The sequence below is a fragment of the Moorena sp. SIO3H5 genome (assembly GCF_010692395.1).
GTDB lineage: Bacteria > Cyanobacteriota > Cyanobacteriia > Cyanobacteriales > Coleofasciculaceae > Moorena.
The window spans coordinates 1-1402 of record NZ_JAAHHS010000761.1; the positions used below are offsets into that span (position 1 = coordinate 1).

At 39.9% G+C, this 1402-nt stretch carries 1 protein-coding gene; it reads right to left on the reverse strand.

From position 1 onward, the window contains the following. Positions 1-120: 120 nt before the first annotated feature. Positions 121-1217, reverse strand: a protein-coding gene (locus F6K52_RS36310; RefSeq protein WP_293090070.1) for an IS630 family transposase whose coding sequence is annotated in 2 segments (ribosomal slippage) — positions 121-723 and positions 726-1217 — 1095 coding nt in all. Because the reading frame shifts where the segments join, the coding sequence is not laid out codon by codon here. Positions 1218-1402: the final 185 nt, after the last annotated feature.

Consider the following 1402-nt stretch of genomic DNA (forward strand, 5'->3'; position numbering starts at 1 on the left):
CAATAATATCGTTATTCCCCAATCGATTGGCAATAATAAAGCCATCTTTCGCATCGATGGTGATATTGCCCGCATCTGGATCCGATTGAACGTTGGAGTCTAAACTACTCCCATCCCGCTCTATGATTGACTAGTTAAATTAAAAATATGTTCAAGGGTATTTTTGATTTGCTCTGGTGTTTGTAATTGATGTTTATCCAAATATGTTTCAAGCTCTACTTCAATACTATCGAGGGTTGCATCGATAGGCATATGGTGCAAAATCTGCAATCGAATTTGATGAATGATGTATTCTGCCAAGTTGAAATCAGGCGAATATGCTGGAATATGAGAAAACTCAATGTTCACTTTTCCCTCTAAACCCAGTAACGGTAAAAGACGGGCTAATTTAGATTTCATCTTTTTCTTATGCGTTGAATTATTGTCGAGATATATAGTAATATCTTCGTACCCTTCAGAGTGTAAATCGTCGAATAATAACCCCAAATAACTGGCTACATCTTCTGTCTTGGCATGAGGACTTAACAGTAAATATTCTTTTCCTGTAATCGCATCAACACTCAAAAATCCATTCACCCGATTGCGTTTACGCTTTTCATTGCTAGGCACTTCAGGGCGAGTATTCACCTCTGCCCAACCATAGAATAGGCTGGGGCGGTCACTCACTGAAAATTCATCGAAGAAGAGGATGATTTCCTTTGGCCCTAAATGTTCCAGTTTTTTTTAACCTGCTCGACAAATGCCTTCTGAGCATCTTTATCAGGCGGTTCATAGTCTCGATGTGCTCTCTGATACGATAACCCTAATTCCTCAAGAATCTCATAAATCCGACTACTCTTTAATGAAATATTCCATCTGGATTGAATGACTTCAATCATAATGTCTGCGGTCCATAAATTGCGCACGATACCATAATCTCGAGGAGATTTTTCCAAAATCATGCGCTTGAGTTCTTTTTTTTGTTCAGAGCTTAATCGCTGAGGAGTGTTCGGATGTTTAATGGGAGCAACAAGTTTTGCTAAACCATGAAGGAGAACCACATCAATCCATTTCGTTAAGGCATTATAGGAACAGCCTAGTGAACGGCATACCTGATATCGGCTTTGGCCTTCATATACTGCTTTAATGGCTCTCAGGCGTTTTCTCAGATACTCTTGTTGATGGGTATAGTACAACTTTTGCAAAAGGTCCAAATCGAGCTCATATGTGCGGAAGATTTCAGTACGATTGGTTTGTCTCTTCACCATTATCATCACTCATGACCATCTCTCTCAATATATTCTTTCTTGAGGCGGGATAGGAGTAACTTTGGGCATGGACAAGAGCATTTAGCGTCGTTCCTCGCAACGCTCAATCTGCTGGCGTTTTTGTTCCATACAACCTTGGAGCTACTTGATACAAA